The following is a 19,776-nucleotide window of genomic DNA, read 5'->3' on the forward strand; positions in this document are numbered from 1 at the left end:
GGGCCACACCACTGGGGTTTTCACAACAATCGGGGTATCTCACTTGATAAACGGCATTCAGGGCATCCGTCTCCGCCGAGCCGTCGCCGTCGCCGTGACCGCCGGCGCCGTGCTCGCGTCCGGAGCCCTCACCACCGCACCCGCACAGGCCGTCGCGCCCGCACAGGCCGCGTCCGCCCCCGCGCGGGCCGTCGCCGTGCCCGCGATCGCCGCCAAGGGCGGCTTCGTGATGAACGACGCGACCGGCACGGCCCTCTACACCAAGGCCGCGGACACCAGGCGCTCCACCGGGTCCACGACCAAGATCATGACCGCCAAGGTCGTGCTCTCCCAGCCGAATCTGAACCTGGACGCCAAGGTCACGGTCCAGATGGCGTACAGCGACTACATCGTCTCGAAGAACGCCTCGTCCGCGCGTCTGATCGTCGGCGACAAGGTGACGGTCCGGCAGCTGCTGTACGGCCTGATGCTGCCGTCCGGCTGCGATGCCGCCTATGCGCTGGCCGACAAGTTCGGCACGGGCAGGACGCGGGCGGAGCGGGTCAAGTCGTTCATCGGCAAGATGAACTCCACCGCCAAGAGCCTCGGCCTGAAGAACACGCACTTCGACTCGTTCGACGGCATCGGCAACGGCACGAACTACTCGACGCCGCGCGACCTGACGAAGCTCGCGAGCAACGCCATGAAGAACTCCACGTTCCGCACGATCGTCAAGACCAAGTCGTACACGGCGAGGACGACGACGAAGAGCGGCGGCACCCGCACGATGGCGGCGTGGACCAACACCAACACGCTGCTGAGCAGTTACAGCGGCACGATCGGCGTGAAGACCGGCTCGGGTCCGGAGGCCAAGTACTGCCTGGTCTTCGCCGCGACCCGGAACGGCAAGACGGTGATCGGCACGGTCCTGGCCTCCACGTCCACGACGCAGCGCGCCACGGACGCCACGAAGCTCATGAACTACGGCTTCGCCAAGTAGGGCCGGCATCCGGACAGACCGTCACCAAGGGCCCGTCGCCGCCGCGACGGGCCCTTTCGCTGTGCGGATGAACTGAATGGTGATAGCTTCATTAGCACCATGCTGCTGAGTCTGGACAAGACCGACACCCGTCCCCTGCACGAGCAGGTCGCCGGCGCCGTCCGGCGCGCCATCGCCGAGGGGGAGTGCGGCCCCGGTGACCGCCTGCCCTCGGCGCGCGACCTCTCCGAGGCACTGGACGTCAACGTCAACACCGTGCTGCGCGCACTGCGCGGCCTGCGCGACGAGGGACTGCTGGAGTTCCGGCGGGGCCGGGGCGTGACCGTGGCCCCGGAGGCGACCCGGAACTCGGGTCTCCGGATCCGCGTGCGGGAGCTGGTCGCCGAGGCGGCCCGGCTGGGCTACAGCAGGGCCGATGTCATCGACATGATCAGGGGGATGCCGTGAGGGACACGAGGGTGGCGGTCGGGACGACGGCGGTGGTCTGGACGGCCGGTGTCACGGCCGTGCTCGCCGGGCTGCCGCTCGCGGCCCGGGACCGGCTGCCCGAGCGGCTGGCGACCCACTGGGGCCTGGACGGAGGGGCCCCCGACGGCTCGATGCCGCTGTGGGCGGCGTCCTTCTTCCCGGCGCTGCTCTGGCTGGTGACGGCGGCGGCCTCGGCCGTCCCGCTGCTGCGGAGCGGCCCGCCGGCGGCCCGGCCGTGGACCGCCGCGGTCCTGCTGCCCCTCGGAGTGGTCCTGGGCGGCGCGCAGGCCGCCGTCGTACGGGCCAACCTGGACCGCGCCGACTGGCACGAGGCCCGGCAGCCGACCGCGTGGCTGCTCGCGCTCCTCGCCGCGGCCCTGCTCGCGTCCGCGGCGGGATGGCTGGCCACCACCCGGCGGACGGCGGCCCGGGGGGACGACGACGGGCCGGAGACGGACGCCCCGGCACTGGAGATCCCCGAGGGGCGTCGGCTGGTGTGGTTCTCCCGGACGGCCAACCCCTGGCTCCAGCTGCTGGCGGCGGTGACCGGCCTGGCCGCCGTGGCCGCGCTCGTCGCCCTCGTCGGCGGACTCGCCGCTCCGGGGAGCCTGTGGGCGCTGTTCGCCGGCTGCGCCGCCGCGTCCCTCGCCTGTGCCCTGTGCTCCTCGGTGCAGGCGCGCGTCTCGGAGCGTGGTCTGGAGGTGTCCTTCGGCCCGCTCGCCTGGCCCAGGCGCCGCTGGGCCCCCGGTGACATCGACACAGCCCGCGCCGAGGCCCGTCTCCCCTCCCAGGTCGGCGGCTGGGGATACCGCCTGAGCGGTCTCGGCACCACGGTGATGCTGCGTGCCGGGGACTGCCTGGTCGTACGTCCCCGGGGACGCCGTACGGACTTCGCGGTGAGCGTCGACGACGCCGAGCGGGGCGCCGCACTGCTCAACGCGCTGCGGGCGGACCGGCGGTAGGGACGTCCGCCTTCGGCGGAGAACGACGGAACCGCGCGCCCCGTGACGGGACGCGCGGTTCCGTTTCCTCTGCTCCTGGTGCGTTACGCCCAGGTGAGCAGCCGCTTCGGCTGTTCCAGGACCGCCGCCACGTCGGCGAGGACCTTGGAGCCCAGCTCCCCGTCGACCAGGCGGTGGTCGAAGCTCAGCGCCAGGGTCGTCACCTGACGCGGCTTCACCTTGCCCTTGTGCACCCACGGCTGGAGCTTGATCGCGCCGACCGCGAGGATCGCGGACTCGCCGGGGTTGAGGATCGGCGTGCCGGTGTCGACGCCGAAGACGCCGACGTTGGTGATGGTCACCGTGCCGCCCTGCATGGCGGCCGGGGACGTCCTGCCCTCCCGGGCCGTCGACACCAGCTCGCCCAGCGACTCGGCCAGCTGCGGCAGCGTCTTGGCGTGGGCGTCCTTGATGTTCGGCACGATCAGGCCGCGCGGGGTCGCGGCCGCGATGCCCAGGTTCACGTAGTGCTTGACCACGATCTCCTGCGCCGCCTCGTCCCAGGACGCGTTGATGTCCGGGTTGCGCCTGATCGCGACCAGCAGGGCCTTGGCGATCAGCAGGAGCGGGTTCACCCGCAGGCCCGTGAACTCCTTGTCCTGCTTCAGCTCCTCGACCAGCTTCATCGTCCGCGTCACGTCGACCGTCACGAACTCGGTGACGTGCGGCGCGGTGAACGCCGAGCCGACCATCGCCGCCGCCGTCGCCTTGCGCACGCCCTTGACCGGGACCCGGGTCTCGCGCGCCGTGTCGTGCGACACCGCGGGCGCCGGGGCCGCGGGCGCGGACGTGGCGGCTGCGGGGGCCGCCTCGGGCGCCTCGGCCGGTGCGGGTGCCACCGCCGCGTGCACGTCCTCGCGCGTGATGACGCCGTCGGGGCCGGAGGGCACCACGGTCGCCAGGTCGACGCCGAGGTCCTTGGCCAGCTTGCGCACCGGCGGCTTGGCCAGCGGGCGCTCGCGGGTGACCGGCCCGTGGCCGTTCATCTCGGCCTGGATCGCGGCCGACGCCTCCTGGGCCGGGGCCCCCGGGCTCTTGCGCGGGCGGCGGCGGGTCGAGGAGGTGGCCACTCCGTACCCGACCAGGACCGGCTGACGGCCCTGCGGCTTCTCCTCCTCGGGCGGTGCCGGGGCGTCCGCCACGGACGCCTGCGCCGGTTCCGGTGCGGCCTCCTGCGCCGGAGCGGCGGCGGCCGCGCCGTCGCCCACGGCGACCGCGATGATCGACGTGCCCACGTCGACCGTGGTGCCCTCGGGGAAGTGCAGCTCGCGGACCACGCCGTCGTACGGGATGGGCAGTTCGACCGCGGCCTTGGCCGTCTCGACCTCGCACACGATCTGTCCGTCGGTGACCGTGTCACCGGGCTGGACGTACCACTTGAGAATCTCGGCCTCGGTGAGTCCCTCGCCCACGTCGGGCATCTTGAACTCGCGCACGGAGCCTTCAGTCATCGTCGTCAACGCCCTCTCCTCAGTACGCCAGCGAGCGGTCGACGGCGTCCAGCACCCGGTCCAGGTCGGGCAGGTACTCCTCTTCCAGACGGGCCGGCGGGTACGGCGCGTGGTAGCCGCCGACCCGGAGCACCGGGGCCTCCAGGTGGTAGAAGCAGCGCTCGGTGATCCGCGCCGCGATCTCCGCGCCCGAGCCCAGGAACACCGGCGCCTCGTGGACCACTACCAGGCGGCGGGTCTTCTCCACCGACGCCTGGATCGTGTCGAAGTCCAGCGGGGAGATGGACCGCAGGTCCACCACCTCCAGGGACCGGCCCTCCTCGGCCGCCGCGTCGGCGACCTCCTGGCAGAGCTTCACCATCGGACCGTAGGCGACCAGCGTGAGGTCGGTGCCCTCCCGGACGACCCGCGCCTTGTGCAGCGGGCCCGGGATCGCCTCGGTGTCGACCTCGGCCTTGTCCCAGTAGCGCCGCTTGGGCTCGAAGTAGATCACCGGGTCGTCGCTCTGGATGGCCTGCTGCATCATCCAGTACGCGTCCCCCGCGTTCGACGGGGAGACCACCTTCAGGCCCGCCACGTGCGCGAACAGCGCCTCGGGCGACTCGGAGTGGTGCTCGACCGCGCCGATGCCGCCGCCGTAGGGGATGCGGATGACGACCGGCATCTTGACCTTGCCAAGCGAGCGGGCGTGCATCTTCGCCAGCTGCGTGACGATCTGGTCGTAGGCCGGGAACACGAAGCCGTCGAACTGGATCTCCACCACCGGGCGGTAGCCGCGCAGGGCCAGGCCGATGGCGGTGCCGACGATGCCGGACTCGGCCAGCGGGGTGTCGATGACCCGGTCCTCGCCGAAGTCCTTCTGCAGCCCGTCGGTGACGCGGAAGACGCCGCCGAGCTTGCCGACGTCCTCGCCCATGATCAGGACCTTGGGGTCCGACTCCAGCGCGCTGCGCAGCGACTCGTTGATCGCCTTGGCCAGCGCCATCTTCTCCGCTGCCATCTCAGACCCCCTCGGCCTCTGCGAACGACGCCTGGTAGGCGGCGAACTGGGCGCGCTCCTCGTCGACGAGCGCGTGCCCGTCCGCGTACACGTTCTCGAAGACGGCGAACCGGTCCGGGTCCGGCATGGCACGGACCACTTCGCGCACTCGTTTGCCCAACGCCTCGCTCTCGGCCTCCAGTTCCCCGAAGAACCCCTCGTCCGCGTGGTGTGCGGACTCCAGGTAGCGGCGAAGGCGCAGGATCGGGTCCTTCGCCTCCCAGGCGGCCCGCTCGTCGTCGTGCCGGTAGCGGGAGGGGTCGTCCGAGGTGGTGTGGGCGCCCATGCGGTACGTGTACGCCTCGATCAGCGCCGGGCCCTCGCCGCGCCGTGCGCGCTCCAGGGCCCACCGGGTGACCGCCAGACAGGCCAGCACGTCGTTGCCGTCGACCCGGACGCCGGGGAAGCCGAAGCCCTGGGCGCGCTGGTACAGCGGCACGCGGGTCTGCTTCTCGTTGGACTCCGAGATCGCCCACTGGTTGTTCTGGCAGAAGAAGATCACCGGGGCGTTGTAGACCGCCGCGAAGTTGAACGCCTCGCTGACGTCGCCCTGGCTGGAGGCGCCGTCGCCGAAGTAGGCGATCACGCCGGAGTCCGCGCCGTCCTTGGCGATGCCCATCGCGTAGCCCGTGGCGTGCAGCGCCTGGGAGCCGATGACGATGGTGTAGAGGTGGAAGTTGTTGCTGTTGGGGTCCCAGCCGCCGTTGTTCACGCCGCGGAACATGCCGAGCAGATTGGTCGGGTCCACCCCGCGGCACCAGGCGACGCCGTGCTCGCGGTAGGTGGGGAAGACGTAGTCGTCCTCGCGGGTGGCGCGGCCGGAGCCGATCTGGGCGGCCTCCTGGCCCAGCAGCGAGGCCCACAGGCCCAGCTCGCCCTGACGCTGCAGTGCGGTGGCCTCGGCGTCGAAGCGCCGGGTGAGCACCATGTCGCGGTACAGACCGCGCAGCTCGTCGGGGGCGATGTCGGCGACGTACTCGGCGTACTCCGCGTAGGCCGCCTTCCTGACGCGCTTGCCCTCGGGCGTCAGCAGCTGCACGAGCTCCGTCCCGGAGCCCTTCCCGGCAGCGGTGCGGGTGGTGCGAGTGGTGCGCTTGGCGCCGGTGGTGCCGGCCTCGGTGCCGGTGGTGCCGGCTGCCTTGCTTCCGGCGCTGCGTCGCGGCTTGCGCGCGGCAGTGCTCTCCACGGTCACGTGTGCTCCTCCGTCGGTCCGGCCCCCGGGTTCGCCGGGCGCCAGTGCGGCTCACCTGTGGCCCGTCGGTCGCACAGGGTGGGTGCGGCCCGGTCGGGAACAGGCGTGACAGGTGCCCCGGCGAGCATCCCTGCAAAGGGCACGTTACCCAGTGCTCCACATTTCTGTGAAACCCCTCCTGACCTGCGTTTTTACTCGGATTTCCAAGTAAATCGGCGAAGTGGGGAAGTTTTACTGGTCACAGCCTCGCAGGGGGCCGGAACAACGGCACGTTATCCCGGCCACCCCGGGCACGGGAAGAGCTCGTGTGTTTGACTGAGCGCGTGCGCGAAGACGGAAAAATCCGGGTATTTCTCCTCGACGACCATGAGGTCGTCCGTCGGGGTGTGCACGATCTGCTGTCGGGCGAGGCCGACATCGAGGTCGTCGGCGAGGCCGGCACGGCGGCCGACGCGCTCGCCCGGATCCCCGCCACCCGTCCGGACGTAGCGGTGCTCGACGTGCGGCTCCCGGACGGCAGCGGCGTGGAGGTGTGCCGCGAGATCCGCTCCCGCGACGAGTCCGTCCACTGCCTCATGCTCACCTCCTTCGCCGACGACGAGGCCCTCTTCGACGCGATCATGGCGGGCGCCTCCGGCTACGTCCTCAAGGACATCCGGGGCACCGAGCTGCTGTCCGCCGTGCGGGACGTCGCCGCCGGGAAGTCGCTGCTCGACCCGGCGGCCACCGCGCGGGTACTGGAGCGGCTGCGCGCCGGTGGCGCCAGGGGCGACGAACGGCTCGACCGCCTGACCGAGCAGGAGCGCCGCATCCTGGAGCTGATCGGCGAGGGGCTCACCAACCGGGCGATCGGCGAACGGCTGCACCTGGCCGAGAAGACGATCAAGAACTATGTGTCGAGTCTGCTGGCCAAACTCGGTATGCAGCGGCGTTCCCAGGCGGCCGCCTTCGTGGCCCGCCTGCATGCGGAGAACCGCTGAGGACGCCCTGATCGGGACTTACGTCCCTTCATGGCGGGGCGGGCGACCCTGTTCCCTCCTGTCCCCCGCCCGCACAGTGAGTGCATGCCCTCCGACGCTCAGCTCGCCGTAGGCCTGCTCGGCCGCACCGCCTACGGCCGGGCCGCCACCACCATGCGCGCCCTGCCCTGCCTCGCCTTCGCACGGCACATCGTGACCGACGGCCGGGTCCTGCTGCGGATGCCCGCGAGCTGCGGCTTCCACCGGGTGTGTGCCGGGAGCGTCGTCGCGTACGGCTCCGACAACCTGGGCTCCGCCGCGCCCGGGGAGAGCCTGTGGACCGTGCAGGTCGTGGGCCGGTGCGAGACCCACGCGCCGACCGCCGGCGAGATCCAGCGGTTCGGGCCCGCGCCGCGGCACGTGGACGGTGAACCGTTCGAGCCGATCTATCTGCGGATCGAGCCACGGTTCGGTTCGGTGCATTCGGCGGACGGACGTCCGTGACACCACGCGCGCGTGCGGCCCGGTACGCCTGAAACGCGACGCGCGCGTGGCCCCTCGCTCGGGGACGCACGCGCGCATGTCGGGGAAGAGGCCGGTCAGCCGCCCACGGGGTCAAGGACACCGCCGGTCGAGCCGCCGGTCGGCTCGGTACCGCCCGTCGGCTCGGTACCGCCCGTCGGCTCGGTACCGCCGGTCGGCTCGCCACCGTCCGTCGGCTCGCCACCGTCCGTCGGGGTGGACGGCTCCGTCTGGCCGTCCGTCGGGTCCCCGGTCGGCTCGTCCGACGCGGACCGCGACGGCGTGTAGGACGGCGTGTAGGGCTGCTCCCAGTCCCCGCCGGTGCCGCCACCGCCGTCGTGGTTCTCGTCCGTGCCCGGGTCGGAGGTCTCCTCGGTCGCCCTGTCGCTCGGCGACTCGCTGGTCTGGTCGTCCTGGGTGCTCTGCGAGATCGTGGGCGTCGGGGAGGTCTTCGGACCGCCGCCCCCGCCGCCCCCGCCGTTGTTGAGGGCCAGCGCGACGCCCGCGGCCACGGCGATCACCGCGAGGACGGCCAGGATCCACAGCTTGCCCCGGCCGCTGCCCTTGTTGCCGTGCCCCTCGAAGCCGCCGTCGTCGCCACCGCCGTAGCCGCCCGGCAGGACCTGCTGGGGGATCTGCGTGGTGCCCGAGCCGTGGTCGGGGTGCGGCAGCACCGTCGTGCCCGCCATCCCGGCCGCCGGGGTGTGCCGGCCCTCGTGCACGCCGACCGGGCCGGTGTTCCAGGTGCCGGTGTGGCCGCCCTGCTCGTAGAGCATCTGCAGCCCGTACTGGATCAGGCCGCGCATCTCCTCGGCGGTCTGGAAGCGGTCGTCGGGCTCCTTGGCCAGCGAGCGCATCACCAGGCCGTCCAGCTCCGGCGGGACCGCGTCGGAGACCTCGGACGGGGGCGTCGGGATGTCCTGGACGTGCTGGTAGACCACCGACAGCGGCGTCTCGCCGGTGAACGGCGGGCGCAGCGCTAGGAGTTCGTACAGCAGGCAGCCCGTCGCGTACAGGTCGGAGCGGTGGTCGACGGCCTTGCCGAGGGCCTGCTCCGGGGAGAGGTACTGCGGGGTGCCCATGACCATGCCGGTCTGGGTCATCGTCGTGGACGCGCCGTGCAGGGCGCGGGCGATGCCGAAGTCCATCACCTTCACCGCACCGTTGTGCGTGATGATGACGTTGGCCGGCTTGATGTCGCGGTGCACGATGCCGTGCTGGTGCGAGTAGGCGAGCGCCTCCAGGACGCCCGAGACGATGATCAGCGCCTGCTCGGGGCCGGGCGCCTCGGCGTTGAGGAGGAGGTCGCGGATGGTGCGGCCCTCGACGATCTCCATCACGATGTAGGGCACCGACTGGCCGCCGACGAAGTCCTCGCCGGAGTCGTACACGGCCACGATGGCATGGTGGTTCAGCCCGGCCACCGACTGCGCCTCGCGCGTGAAGCGCGCCTTGGAGACCGGGTCCTCCGCGAGGTCGGCGCGCAGCAGCTTGACCGCCACGGTGCGGCCGAGACGGACGTCCTCGGCCGCGAACACCTCGGCCATGCCGCCCCGCCCGAGTCTGCGGGTCAGCCGGTACCGGCCGTCGCCGACCAGGCCGCCGTTGCCCCAGGTCTCCGGTGCGTCAGACATACCGCCGCCAGTAGCCTCGGGTTCGGACGGGCCCTGGGCGCGCTGCTGCTGTGCCATCAGTCCTCGCCGTCGTTTCTGCCCGCGGTGCGCGCGGTGTTGTTACGGTCTCCGTCGGCCACGCTACAGCCTCCGCGCAAGCCTCCGGTCCGAGATGGGCGCCGGGACCGGCATCGAGACGGACCGGTCATGAAACCCTGGTTCCGCACTGTCGTGCAAATTCTGTGTACCGGCCGTACGCCCGCTGTAACGCTTGCGCGACGCTTCTTTCGCGTACGGTCACGGAACGGGCACCGCGCTTGACGTGTCACTGCCCTGGGGCAGACTTGGCCGGGAATAGCACTTTGGATCACCACGCGCTCGGGCCGCTGCCGCCGGCGCCTACGGGGGAAGCAGAGACATGAGCCAGGACGCCGGACAGGGCCGGTACGCGGGGCGGGCACTCGCCGGCGGCCGCTACCAGCTGCGCGACTTGCTCGGCGAGGGCGGCATGGCCTCGGTGCACCTGGCGTACGACTCGGTGCTGGACCGTCAGGTCGCGATCAAGACGCTGCACACCGAGCTGGGCCGGGAGCAGGCCTTCCGCGAGCGTTTCCGCCGCGAGGCCCAGGCCGTGGCCAAGCTCACGCACACCAACATCGTCTCGGTCTTCGACACCGGCGAGGACACGCTGACCGACAGCGCCTCCGGCGCGGGCGTCGGCGCGCCGATGCCGTACATCGTCATGGAGTACGTCGAGGGCCGGCCGCTCGGCTCGGTGCTCGACGAGGACGTCCGCCGGTTCGGCGCGATGCCCGCCGACAAGGCCCTGAAGATCACCGCGGATGTGCTGGCGGCCCTGGAGATCAGCCACGAGATGGGCCTGGTCCACCGGGACATCAAGCCGGGCAACGTGATGATGACCAAGCGCGGCGTGGTCAAGGTGATGGACTTCGGCATCGCCCGCGCCATGCAGTCCGGTGTCACCTCGATGACGCAGACCGGCATGGTCGTCGGCACCCCGCAGTACCTCTCGCCGGAACAGGCCCTCGGCCGCGGCGTGGACGCCCGCTCCGACCTGTACTCGGTCGGCATCATGCTGTTCCAACTGGTCACCGGGCGGCTGCCGTTCGACGCGGACTCGCCGCTGGCCATCGCCTACGCGCACGTGCAGGAGGAGCCGGTGGCTCCTTCGTCGGTCAACCGCGCCCTGCCGCCGGCCGTGGACGCGCTGGTGGCCCGCGCGCTGAAGAAGAACCCCAACGAGCGCTTCCCCAGCGCCGAGGCCATGCGCGACGAGTGTCTGCGGGTGGCGGCCTCCTTCCAGGCCGCCCCGCCGAGCATCGTGCCGGGTGCGCACACGCCGAGCGGCTCGGGTGTCGGCTCCGCGGTGTTCCCGCCGGTCGACCAGACCGGCCAGGCACCCGCGGGCCACGTCCAGACCCCCTACCAGCCGACGCCCGCGCCGCACCCGTACGGCGCCCCGGCACCGGTGACGCCCTCCCCGGCGTACGGCTATCCGCAGCAGGGCGGCTACCCGACGCCGGCCGCGTCGGCGTACGCGCCGCAGCAGGGGGCGCAGACTCCGCCTCCGTACACCATCACGCCCCAGGCCCAGGGGTCCGGCCCCTCGGGCGGCGGCAGGAGCAACAAGCTGGTGATCATAGGTTCGGCGGTCGTCGCCGTCCTGGCGGTGGGCGGTCTGGTCGCGGCGCTGCTGATGAGCGGCGGCGACGACGATCCCGAGGCCGGCGGCGGGAGCAGTGCCAGCGCCTCCGCGTCGAACGCCAAGGCCGAGGGCTACCGCGGGCCGGACACGACGAAGACGATCGAGAAGGACGAGTGCACGGAGCCCGAGGAGTCGTACAACGACCCCGACAAGATCCGGGTGCCCGACTTCACCTTCAAGTACATCGGCTCGGTCAAGGAGTGCTTCCAGGCCGCCGGCTGGACGATGAAGATCGTGCAGGTCGACGAGAACACGTACGGCGAGGGCTCGATCAGGGACCAGTTCCCCGAGGCCGGCACTGACGTCGACGAGAACAACATGCCGGAGATCCAGCTCAAGGTGTCGACGGGCAATCCCCCGACGTCCTGACCCCGCGCGTACGGCGAAGGGCCCGGCAGCCGATGCTGCCGGGCCCTTCGCCGACTCGGTGTCCTGGACGGTCTTACAGGTAGGGGCCGCCCGAGCGGGGGCCCGGGTGCGGCTCGTCGCCGTCGTGGCCCGCGCCCGGCGGGAGAGCGCGGCGCATCTGCTCCAGCTGCGCCCGCGCGGCCATCTGCTGGGCGAACAGCGTGGTCTGGATCCCGTGGAACAGGCCCTCCAGCCAGCCGACCAGCTGGGCCTGGGCGATGCGCAGTTCCGCGTCGGTGGGTGTCACGTCGTCCGTGAAGGGCAGGGAGAGGCGCTCCAGCTCCTCGACCAGCTCCGGGGCGAGGCCGTCCTCGAGCTCCTTCACCGAACTGGCGTGGATCTCCTTGAGCCGGGCCCGGCTCGCCTCGTCCAGGGGAGCGACGCGCACCTCCTCCAGCAGCTGCTTGATCATGCTGCCGATCCTCATGACCTTCGCAGGCTGCTCCACCTGCTCCGTCACCGGGATCTCACGGGGCTCCCCGTCACCGCCCCCGCTCAGTGCCATTCCGTCCTGGCCGACGACCAGGATCTGGGGATTCTCCGGCGACCTGTCGTTCCTCGGCATCTCCATACCGCCATTCTCTCGCACCGCTGTGCCGCATCCGTGTGGTGCCCCCGGGGAAACGTGATCCACCACGTACGGCGGAGTCCGGAATGCCGGGAAAGCGGGTAGGTGTGAGGCTTGTTCCGTCGATTTTCGACCCGTCGGTCTCGGCAGCCCGAGGTCGGCGCGTCGATGTCGGCAACCGTTGGTTTTTTGTCGACTGCTCACCGGGAGGGGGTCACGACGTGACTCCATGGCTGCGGACCGTGCGCGCGACGGGGCTGGCGGGGGTTCTGGGGGTGGGCGCGCTGATGTCGCCCGGCGCGGCGGGGGTGGCGCAGGGCGCCGGGTTCACGGCGTCGGAGAGCGTGGTGCCGGGGGCCGGGACGGCAGGGGCCGCGAAGTCGGGGCCCTCTGCGTCCAGGGCCTTGGTGTCCCCGTCCGCCTCGGTGCCGGTGCCCGCTGCCGGCCGGGCGGCGGGGTCCGGCCCGGGCGGCCCCGGTGACCCCGACCGCCCCGGTCTCGCCGAGCACCTGGAGCGCCCGGCCGGGCCCGGCCGCTCCGACGGCCCGCGCCATCCGGACGGCCCCGGCAAGCGTCCCTCGTCCGCTCCCTCCGCGACCGCCCACGCGCCCCGCCCCGAGGAGGGCCGTCCGCCCTCCCGTCCCGCGTCCGGCGCCGGCCACCGGTCCGCGACGCCCTCTCCCGCTCCCTCGAAACCGGCCCCGTCCGCCTCCGCGCCGGACGGCGAGCCCTCCCGGGCGGGCAGCAGGGCGGGCGAGGGCCGGCAGCGGCCGGGGCGGCCGGACGCGGAGAAGGCGGAGGAGAACGGTACGAAGGGCCACGCCGACCACGAGGGTGTCGGCGGCAGGGACCTTCCCGACCGCCCCGACCGCCCCGACCGCCCCGACAGTCCGGCCGTCGCCGTCCCGCCCGGGGCGACCGCCCCGACGACCACGGCGGCCACGCCTCGGTCCGAGCCGACGTCCGCCGCCCGGACCGAGGGGGCCACCGGCCCCGTCCTGAAGGTCCTGCCCCTGGGCAGCGGGCTGGTCCTCGTCGGTCTCGGCCTGGCCCTGGCCTTCGTCGGCCTCCGCCTGCGCCGGGACGGGGCCTGAGCCGGTCCGCACGGTCCCTCCCGCCACGGGCGGGCGGAGGGGAGCGGACCTGGGGCGTACGGCGTACTGCTACGGCGCCGCGACCAGCAGCACCTTGCCGACGTGACCGCTCTCCTCCACGACCCGGTGCGCGGCGGACGCGTCACTCATCGGGAGTTCACGGTCGATGATCGGGCGGATGTGCCCCCCGGCGAGCAGCGGCCAGACGTGTTCGCGCACGGCCGCCACGATGGCCGCCTTCTCCGCCGGCGGGCGGGCCCGCAGCGAGGTCGCGCTGACGGCGGCGCGCTTGGCGAGGAGCATGCCGATGTTCAGCTCGCCCTTCCGGCCGCCCTGCATGCCGATGATCGCGAGCCGCCCGTTGACGGCCAGCGCCTGGACGTTGCGGTCCAGGTACTTGGCGCCCATGTTGTCCAGGATGACGTCGGCGCCCGCCCCGCCGGTGGCCTCCTTCACCTCGGCGACGAAGTCCTGCTCCCGGTAGTTGATCAGGATGTCGGCGCCCAGCTCGGCGCAGCGCTCCAGCTTCTCCTTGGTACCCGCCGTCACGGCGACCTTCGCACCGACGGCCTTGCCGAGCTGGATCGCCATGGTGCCGATGCCGCTGGAGCCGCCGTGCACGAGCAGCGTCTCGCCGGGGCGGAGGTGGGCGACCATGAAGACGTTCGACCAGACCGTGCAGACCACCTCGGGCAGGGCCGCGGCCTGCTTGAGGTCGATGCCCTCGGGGACCGGCAGCAGCTGACCGGCCGGGACGACGACCTTCTCGGCGTAGCCGCCGCCGGCGAGCAGCGCGCACACCTCGTCGCCGACGGACCAGCCCGACACCCCCGACCCGATCGCGGCGATGCGCCCGGAGCACTCCAGGCCGGGGTAGGGGGAAGCGCCGGGCGGCGGGTCGTAGAAGCCCTGGCGCTGCATGATGTCGGCCCGGTTGACGGCGCCGGCCGTCACCTCGACCAGGACCTCGCCCTCGCCGGGCACCGGGTCCGGGACCTCGGTCCAGACCAGCGCCTCGGGGCCTCCGGGTTCGGAAATCGTGATCGCATGCATGGGGGCGACGCTACTCCTCGGTCCCCGCCCGGGCCCCTCTGCCCGCGTCCGCGGTCGGACCCCGTGTCCGCCTTTGGGCCCTGCCGCCCAAAAAGCCCGTGCGGGACCGATGAGTTTGCGCGACGGTAAAGGTCTTCCCATGCGTAGCCCAAGAGCGCGGAAGGACCACCACGTATGAACACGCACACGTCGGGCCTGGCGATCGAGACCGCCGGTCTGGTGAAGACGTTCGGCGAGACCCGGGCCGTGGACGGGGTGGACCTCGCGGTGCCCGCCGGCACGGTGTACGGCGTCCTCGGGCCCAACGGCGCCGGCAAGACCACCACGGTGAAGATGCTCGCCACCCTGCTGCGGCCCGACGGCGGCCAGGCCCACGTCTTCGGTCACGACGTGGTGCGCGAGGCCGACGAGGTACGCGGCCGGGTGAGCCTCACCGGCCAGTACGCGTCCGTCGACGAGGACCTCACCGGCACCGAGAACCTGATCCTGCTGGGCCGCCTCCTCGGGCACGGCAAGAAGGCCGCCCGCGAGCGGGGCGACCGGCTGCTGGAGGCCTTCGGGCTGACGGACGCCGCCGCGAGGCAGGTCAAGCACTACTCCGGCGGCATGCGGCGCCGGATCGACATCGCCGCGTCCATCCTCAACACTCCCGACCTGCTCTTCCTCGACGAGCCGACGACCGGGCTCGACCCGCGCAGCCGCAATCAGGTGTGGGACATCGTCCGCGCGGTCGTCGCGCAGGGCACCACCGTGCTGCTGACCACGCAGTACCTGGACGAGGCCGACCAGCTGGCGTCGCGGATCGCCGTCATCGACAAGGGGCGGGTGATCGCCGAGGGCACCAAGGGCGAACTCAAGGCGTCCGTCGGCGCCGGGTCCGTCCACGTGCGGCTGCGGGACGCGGACCGGCGGCCCGAGGCCGAGCGGGTGCTGCGGGAGCTGCTGTCCGCCGAGGTGCAGCTGGAACCCGACCCGGTGGCACTGACCGCCCGCCTCGGCGCGGCGAGCGGCGACACGGCGGCCGACCAGGCCGCGAAGGCGCTGGGCGAGCTGGCCCGGGGCGGCATCACGGTGGACACCTTCTCCCTGGGGCAGCCCAGCCTCGACGAGGTCTTCCTGGCCCTGACCGGCCACGGCACCGGCCACGACGACGATGCCCGCGACGGCGACGGCACGAAGGACGAGGTGGCGGCATGAGCACGGCCACGAGCACCCAGAGCACGGACCTCGCCCCGGTCAGCACCGAGTCGCTGGCGACCCTGCTGGTCACCGGGGAGCGCCCGCCGCGGCCCAGCTCCCTGTCGACGTCCCTGACCTTCGGCTGGCGCGCGATCCTCAAGATCAAGCACGTGCCGGAGCAGCTCTTCGACGTCACGGCCTTCCCGATCATGAACCTGTTGATGTTCACGTACCTCTTCGGCGGCGCGCTGGCGGGTTCGCCGAGTGACTACATCCAGTTCGTTCTGCCGGGCATCCTGGTGATGTCGGTCGTGATGATCACGATGTACACCGGGGTCTCGGTGAACATCGACATCGAGAAGGGCGTCTTCGACCGCTTCCGCTCGCTGCCGATCTGGCGGCCGTCGGCGATGGTCGGCTATCTCCTCGGCGACGCGCTGCGCTACACGATCGCGTCGGTCGTCATGCTCGCCGTGGGCCTGCTCCTCGGCTACCGGCCGGACGGCGGCTTCGTCGGCGTGGTCGCCGGGGTCGCGCTGCTGCTGGTGTTCTCGTTCGCCTTCTCGTGGATCTGGACGATGTTCGGGCTGATGCTGCGGACCGAGAAGTCGGTGATGAGCGTCAGCATGATGGTGATCTTCCCGCTCACCTTCCTGTCCAACGTCTTCGTCGACCCGAGGACCATGCCCGGCTGGCTCCAGGCGTTCGTCAACAACAGCCCCATCACCCATCTCGCCTCCGCGGTGCGAGAGCTGATGGCGGGTGAGTGGCCCGGCGGGGAGATCGGCTGGACGCTGGGCTGGACGGCCCTGTTCCTGCTCGTCTTCGGGCCGGTCACCATGCGGCTGTACAACCGCAAGTAGGCGGCCCCACGGGCCGGCACGACGTACGCGGTGGTCCCGTCGGCCGGCCCGTGGCCGTCGTCAGTCGCGCGGCAGCGGACGGGTGTCCGGGGCCACCTGGGAGCCCGGCGTCGCACGGATGATGGTGATCAGCCGGTCCGTCAGCTCCAGGCCGCCCACGGCCGGGTCGTCGTACCCGAGCACCCGGTGCCCGCGCAGGACACTCACCACCAGGTCGTCCGTCTCGCGCGGGCTCTTGCCCACCTCCGCCTTTATGACGGGGCGTTCGACGAGGTCGAGCCCGCTGCCCTGGCTGATCAGGTCCTCCATCACCATGCCGGCGGCGGGGCTGAGCACGGAGAGCCCGAGCAGACGGCCCGCGGCGCTGGCACTGGTGATCACGGCGTCCGCACCGGACTGCTTGAGCAGCGGGGCGTTCTCCTCCTCCCGCACCGCGACCACGATCTTCGCGGAGCGATTGAGCTGGCGGGCCGTCAGCGTCACCAGGACCGCCGTGTCGTCGCGCTGGGTGGCGATGATGATCTGCTTCGCCCGGTAGACCTCGGCCCGGTTCAGCACGTCGCTGCGCGTCGCGTCGCCGACCACTCCCGCGAACCCGTGGGCCGTCGCGGCGTCGATCGCCTTCCCGCTGGGGTCGACCACGACGACCTGCTCCTTGCGCAGGCCCGTCGCACACACGGTCTGGATCGCCGACCGCCCCTTCGTGCCGAAGCCGACGACGACGGTGTGATCGCGCAAGGTGGACCTCCAGCGGTTCAGGCGCCACTCCTCCCGAGTGCGCTCGGTGAGGGCTTCCAGCGTGGTGCCGACCAGGATGATCAGGAACAGCACGCGCAGGGGCGTGATGACGAAGATGTTGGTCAGCCGGGCGGCGTCGCTGACCGGGGTGATGTCGCCGTACCCGGTGGTGGAGAGGGTGACGGTGGCGTAGTAGAAGGCGTCGAGGAGATCGACGGAACCGTCCGAGTTGTCGTTGTAACCGTCGTGATCGGCATAGACGATCAGCGCGGTCGCCAGGAGGACCACCAGGGCCAGGGACAGCCGCTTGCCGACCTGCCGGATCGGGTGTTCCACCAGCTTCTTCGGGAGCTTCACCCGATGGGTCACGAGGTGCTCGTCCGCCTGGCGGGCGATCGCGTCCTGGCCCGGAAGTTTCACGTGAAACACACTCCGATTCCGCCGGTTGCCCAGGGCAGGTCGAGCAACTCGGTCTCCTCTTGCGGCCGCACACCGCCGGGGGGCACGACGGCCAGGGCGTCGGCCGCCGCGATGCCGCGCAGCATCGCCGGACCGTTGTAGTGCAGCGGCACCGCGCCCTCGCCGCGCAGGACGACGGGGACCAGCCGGGTGTCGTACGGGTGCCCGTGCACCGCGTCCCGCAGCGGCAGCGTGTACGGCTCCGGCGCCGGGCGGGCCGCGAGGGTGCGCAGCAGCGGCTCGGCGAGCGTGAGCAGCCCGGAGACGGCGGCGAGGGGATTGCCGGGCAGGCCGACGAGGTGCCGTCCCTCCGCGATCCGGGCCAGCAGCATGGGGTGGCCGGGGCGCACCTTCACGCCGTCCACGAGGAGGTCGGCGCCGACGCGGTGCAGGATCGGGTGGACGTGGTCGACGGGGCCGGCAGCGGTGCCGCCGGTCGTCACGATCAGGTCGGCCTCGGACGTCGTGACGGCCCGGTGCAGGGCGTCGGCGTCGTCGCCGATCCGCCGGACGGTGGAGACCTCGGCGCCCAGGGCACGCAGCCAGGGCGGCAGCATGGGGCCGAGCGCGTCCCGGATGAGGCCGTCGTGCGGCAGGCCCGCGGTGAGCAGTTCGTCGCCGAGCACCAGGACGTCGACGCGGGGGCGGGGAACGGTGGTCAGCGTGTCGTATCCGGCGGCCGCCGCGAGACCCAGGACGGCCGGGGTCACGAGGGTCCCGACGGCCAGCAACTGGTCGCCGCTGCGGCACTCCTGGCCGCGCGGCCGGATGTCCTGGCCGTGCACGACCTCGCGGGTGGGGTGCAGGCGGTCCCGTTCGTCGGTGCGGCCGTGCTCGGTGCGCAGGACCGCGGTGGTGTCCAGGGGGACGCGGGCGCCGGTGGCGATGCGGACGGCCTCGCCGTCGGTGAGCGGCGCGGGCTCGGCGTGCCCGGCCAGGGCGCCCTCGTCGCGCACGGTCCAGGGGCCCGGGCCGGCGACCGCCCAGCCGTCCATCGCGGAGGTGTCGAAGGAGGGCAGGTCGGTGAGGGCGGTGAGGGGCGCGGCCAGCGTGAGCCCGAGCGCGGCGTCGAGCGGCACGGAGGCCGGGGCGCGGCGGCCCGCGCGGGCACCGGCCCGGCCGGCCCGCTCGGCGACCGACCGGGCCTCGGCCCAGGGGGTCGCACGGTGCCGGGACTGCGCCGGCCGGTGCGAGGCGGCGCGGTGACCGGGGCGCGTGTCGCCACCGGGGCGCGCTTCGTGCCCTTGGTGGGGGTCGTGGCCGGGGTGCGCACCGTCACCGGGGAGCTCGTCATCACCGTGGTGCGCGCCGTGACCGGGGCGAGCAGCGGGTCCGGGCTGGGTGCCGCGGGCGGGGGCCCGGTCGCCGGGCGGCGGGCCGGGGTTCTCGCGTACGAGGGCGAGCGCCTCCTCGACGTGGAGGTCTTCCGCCTCCTCGCCGGCCCGTGTGCCGGGGGAGGTCATCAGGCGTCCGGGCGGGTGTCGGGGGTGGCGTCGGGGGCCACGTCCGGCTTGCCCGCCGCGGGGGCTGCCCCGGAGCCGGCGGCCTCCTCCGCCCAGCGCTGGGCGAGGGCGGCGGCCTTGCGGGCGGCCTCGGCGACGGCCTCGGGGCCTCCCCCGGTCCGCGCGGCGGCGTAGCCGACGAGGAAGGTGGTCAGCGGAGCCGCGGGCCGGGCCACCCCGTGGGCGGCGTCCCGGGCGAGGTCGAGCAGGACGCGGGTGTCGACGTCCAGGTCGATGCCCAGCTCGTCCTTGGCTGCGGAAATCCATTCATCCAACACGTGCCCATGCTCCCTGATGCGTGCCCTGGCGGTGGCGATGTCGTCCCAGGTGTCGCAGTCGAACGAGGCGACGGCGTCGGGGACGCGGGTGAGACGCAGACCGTCGGTCAGCCGGCGCAGCGGCAGCCCGGTGAGATCCGCCCGGCCGCCGGCGATCGCGGTGAGTCCACGGCGCAGCGCCGACGCGCGGTAGGCGGCGACGAGGGGCTGGTCGCGGCCATCGGCGTCGGTGAGGAGCACGCCGTCGGCATCGCTCGCGGCGAGGGCCCCCGTCAGTCTCCCGACGGTCGGTGCGGCGAGGAACGGCAGGTCGGCCGAGACCACCACGACGTGCTCCGCCGTGGTGTGCCGCAACCCGGCGGCGAGCGCGGCGAGGGGTCCTCCGCCGGGCGGTTCCTCGCGGGCCCAGGTCACCGGCCGCGCGGTGGGCCGGGGGTCGGCGACGACGACGGTGGTGCGGGCCCCGGCGCAGGCGGCGAGCACCCGGTCGAGCAGGGCACGTCCGCCCACGCGCAGGCCGGGCTTGTCCGCGCCGCCGAGCCTGCGGGCGGCCCCGCCGGCGAGCACGACGGCGTCGTACACGGCGGGGGCCGTCCCCGGCGCGGGGTCGGTGCCTGCGCCGGGCTCACCCGGGGGTTCGTACGCGGTCACCCCCCGAGTATGCGGGCCCGCGCGATCACAGGG

The 19,776-nt window shown here is 72.7% G+C and carries 18 protein-coding genes; 9 read left to right on the forward strand and 9 right to left on the reverse strand.

The window, feature by feature from the left end; translation table 11 throughout:
- Positions 1-43 precede the first annotated feature (43 nt).
- From ACIRG6_RS17800 to ACIRG6_RS17810, 3 genes are all read left to right on the forward strand, one after another.
- A complete protein-coding gene (locus ACIRG6_RS17800; protein ID WP_364675512.1) occupies positions 44-979 on the forward strand; it encodes a D-alanyl-D-alanine carboxypeptidase family protein in 936 nt (311 codons plus the stop codon).
- A gap of 99 nt (positions 980-1,078) precedes the next feature.
- The gene (locus ACIRG6_RS17805) at positions 1,079-1,426 is read left to right on the forward strand and encodes a GntR family transcriptional regulator (RefSeq protein WP_239765044.1); all 348 of its coding nucleotides are present in this window, start codon (positions 1,079-1,081) and stop codon (positions 1,424-1,426) included.
- Complete coding sequence (locus tag ACIRG6_RS17810; protein ID WP_365020322.1) at positions 1,423-2,409, forward strand: DUF1648 domain-containing protein; 987 nt, start codon at positions 1,423-1,425, stop codon at positions 2,407-2,409. Before ACIRG6_RS17805 ends, ACIRG6_RS17810 begins: the two co-directional genes overlap by 4 nt.
- Positions 2,410-2,492: 83 nt before the next feature.
- On the opposite strand, the gene ACIRG6_RS17815 is transcribed toward ACIRG6_RS17810, so the two are convergent.
- The 3 genes from ACIRG6_RS17815 to pdhA are packed head-to-tail and all read right to left on the reverse strand — an operon-like array spanning position 2,493 to position 6,130.
- Positions 2,493-3,899, reverse strand: coding sequence for a dihydrolipoamide acetyltransferase family protein (locus ACIRG6_RS17815; protein ID WP_364675663.1), 1,407 nt, complete (start codon positions 3,897-3,899; stop codon positions 2,493-2,495).
- Positions 3,900-3,918: 19 nt separating this feature from the next.
- On the reverse strand, positions 3,919-4,884 hold the full coding sequence (locus ACIRG6_RS17820; RefSeq protein WP_364819698.1) for an alpha-ketoacid dehydrogenase subunit beta: 966 nt from the start codon (positions 4,882-4,884) through the stop codon (positions 3,919-3,921).
- A gap of 16 nt (positions 4,885-4,900) precedes the next feature.
- Complete coding sequence (gene pdhA, locus ACIRG6_RS17825) at positions 4,901-6,130, reverse strand: pyruvate dehydrogenase (acetyl-transferring) E1 component subunit alpha (RefSeq protein ID WP_403323458.1); 1,230 nt, start codon at positions 6,128-6,130, stop codon at positions 4,901-4,903.
- 323 nt (positions 6,131-6,453) lie between these two features.
- Between pdhA and ACIRG6_RS17830 the strand changes: the two genes are divergently transcribed.
- The gene (locus ACIRG6_RS17830) at positions 6,454-7,110 is read left to right on the forward strand and encodes a response regulator (RefSeq protein ID WP_403323460.1); all 657 of its coding nucleotides are present in this window, start codon (positions 6,454-6,456) and stop codon (positions 7,108-7,110) included.
- A gap of 84 nt (positions 7,111-7,194) precedes the next feature.
- Positions 7,195-7,593 carry a pyridoxamine 5'-phosphate oxidase family protein gene (locus tag ACIRG6_RS17835; protein WP_403323462.1) on the forward strand — a complete coding sequence of 133 codons (399 nt, stop codon included), beginning with the start codon at positions 7,195-7,197 and terminating at the stop codon, positions 7,591-7,593.
- Between the two features lie 95 nt (positions 7,594-7,688).
- Here ACIRG6_RS17835 and ACIRG6_RS17840 read toward each other — a convergent pair whose 3' ends face one another.
- Positions 7,689-9,302, reverse strand: coding sequence for a protein kinase domain-containing protein (locus ACIRG6_RS17840; protein WP_318213615.1), 1,614 nt, complete (start codon positions 9,300-9,302; stop codon positions 7,689-7,691).
- Positions 9,303-9,642: 340 nt separating this feature from the next.
- Between ACIRG6_RS17840 and ACIRG6_RS17845 the strand changes: the two genes are divergently transcribed.
- Positions 9,643-11,319, forward strand: coding sequence for a protein kinase domain-containing protein (locus ACIRG6_RS17845; protein ID WP_403323463.1), 1,677 nt, complete (start codon positions 9,643-9,645; stop codon positions 11,317-11,319).
- 73 nt (positions 11,320-11,392) lie between these two features.
- Here ACIRG6_RS17845 and ACIRG6_RS17850 read toward each other — a convergent pair whose 3' ends face one another.
- Positions 11,393-11,929 carry a bacterial proteasome activator family protein gene (locus ACIRG6_RS17850; protein ID WP_403323465.1) on the reverse strand — a complete coding sequence of 179 codons (537 nt, stop codon included), beginning with the start codon at positions 11,927-11,929 and terminating at the stop codon, positions 11,393-11,395.
- Positions 11,930-12,147: 218 nt separating this feature from the next.
- Between ACIRG6_RS17850 and ACIRG6_RS17855 the strand changes: the two genes are divergently transcribed.
- Positions 12,148-13,020 carry a hypothetical protein gene (locus ACIRG6_RS17855; protein ID WP_403323466.1) on the forward strand — a complete coding sequence of 291 codons (873 nt, stop codon included), beginning with the start codon at positions 12,148-12,150 and terminating at the stop codon, positions 13,018-13,020.
- A 69-nt stretch (positions 13,021-13,089) separates the two neighbouring features.
- On the opposite strand, the gene ACIRG6_RS17860 is transcribed toward ACIRG6_RS17855, so the two are convergent.
- Positions 13,090-14,073 (reverse strand): NAD(P)H-quinone oxidoreductase, encoded by a 984-nt coding sequence (locus ACIRG6_RS17860; protein WP_364675492.1) that lies wholly within the window; start codon positions 14,071-14,073, stop codon positions 13,090-13,092.
- Between the two features lie 174 nt (positions 14,074-14,247).
- On the opposite strand from ACIRG6_RS17860, the gene ACIRG6_RS17865 reads away from it, so the two are divergent.
- Together ACIRG6_RS17865 and ACIRG6_RS17870 are read left to right on the forward strand one after the other, a co-directional pair.
- The gene (locus ACIRG6_RS17865; protein ID WP_403323468.1) at positions 14,248-15,270 is read left to right on the forward strand and encodes an ATP-binding cassette domain-containing protein; all 1,023 of its coding nucleotides are present in this window, start codon (positions 14,248-14,250) and stop codon (positions 15,268-15,270) included.
- A complete protein-coding gene (locus ACIRG6_RS17870) occupies positions 15,267-16,115 on the forward strand; it encodes an ABC transporter permease (protein ID WP_365020328.1) in 849 nt (282 codons plus the stop codon). The genes ACIRG6_RS17865 and ACIRG6_RS17870 overlap by 4 nt, the downstream gene beginning before the upstream one ends.
- Before the next feature lie 60 nt (positions 16,116-16,175).
- Here the strand turns inward: ACIRG6_RS17870 and ACIRG6_RS17875 are convergent, their stop codons facing one another.
- From ACIRG6_RS17875 to ACIRG6_RS17885, 3 genes are read right to left on the reverse strand one after another with little or no spacing between them, the layout of a single operon-like run.
- Positions 16,176-17,273, reverse strand: a complete 1,098-nt coding sequence (locus tag ACIRG6_RS17875; RefSeq protein ID WP_350717140.1) for a potassium channel family protein — start codon at positions 17,271-17,273, stop codon at positions 16,176-16,178.
- A complete protein-coding gene (locus ACIRG6_RS17880) occupies positions 17,270-18,775 on the reverse strand; it encodes a molybdopterin molybdotransferase MoeA (RefSeq protein ID WP_364675483.1) in 1,506 nt (501 codons plus the stop codon). The genes ACIRG6_RS17875 and ACIRG6_RS17880 overlap by 4 nt, the downstream gene beginning before the upstream one ends.
- Positions 18,775-19,743: an NTP transferase domain-containing protein gene (locus ACIRG6_RS17885; RefSeq protein ID WP_365020333.1), complete on the reverse strand. Its 969-nt coding sequence runs from the start codon at positions 19,741-19,743 to the stop codon at positions 18,775-18,777. Before ACIRG6_RS17885 ends, ACIRG6_RS17880 begins: the two co-directional genes overlap by 1 nt.
- Positions 19,744-19,776: the final 33 nt, after the last annotated feature.

It is taken from the genome of Streptomyces flaveolus (assembly GCF_044765825.1).
Taxonomy (GTDB): Bacteria; Actinomycetota; Actinomycetes; order Streptomycetales; family Streptomycetaceae; genus Streptomyces; species Streptomyces flaveolus.